This window comes from Pantoea sp. JGM49 (assembly GCF_018257655.1).
In the GTDB taxonomy this organism is placed as follows: domain Bacteria; phylum Pseudomonadota; class Gammaproteobacteria; order Enterobacterales; family Enterobacteriaceae; genus Pantoea; species Pantoea communis.
In genome coordinates this window covers 1-626 of record NZ_JAERJM010000046.1, presented here as the reverse complement: position 1 = coordinate 626, position 626 = coordinate 1, and the positions used below count along the sequence as shown (strand labels likewise).

At 51.6% G+C, this 626-nt stretch carries 1 protein-coding gene; it reads right to left on the bottom strand.

Annotated elements, in window-relative coordinates:
* Nucleotides 1-18: 18 nt before the first annotated feature.
* Nucleotides 19-626: IS3 family transposase (locus JK231_RS25385; RefSeq protein WP_211729920.1), on the bottom strand; the 608-nt coding region annotated here is incomplete at its 5' end.

The window sequence follows — 626 nt, the reverse complement described above, 5'->3', positions numbered from 1 at the left end:
TGAATCGCCACGGATAATCTAGACACTTCCGAGCCGTTGATAATACTGGGTTTCATATTCTGTCGGTGACATCTGATCGCTAGAACCATGCCGACGCTTACTGTTATAAAACATTTCGATGTAATCAAAAATATCGCTGCGGGCTTCTTCCCGCGTTCCGTAGATCTTTTTCTTTATCCGTTCGCGTTTCAACAACTGGAAAAAGCTTTCTGCAACCGCATTATCATGACAGTTACCGCGACGGCTCATGCTGCCCTCCAGGCCGTGCGATTTCAGGAACGACTGCCACTCATGGCTTGTGTACTGACTGCCCTGATCCGAATGAACCAGCACCTGCTTTTGGGGATTACGCCGCCATACAGCCATCAGCAGTGCGTTCAGGACAATGTCCTTTGTCATCCGGGATTGCATGGACCAGCCGATAATTTTGCGTGAGAACAGATCAACAACTACGGCAAGATACAGCCAGCCTTCGTGGGTCCTGATGTAGGTTATGTCCGTTACCCAACGCTCATCCGGAGCATCCGGATTGAACTGTCGCTGGAGCCTGTTGGGCGACACGATACTGGCCTCACCTTTACGTGCCCGCGGGCTCCGGTATCCGACCTGAGCCTTTATCCCGGCAC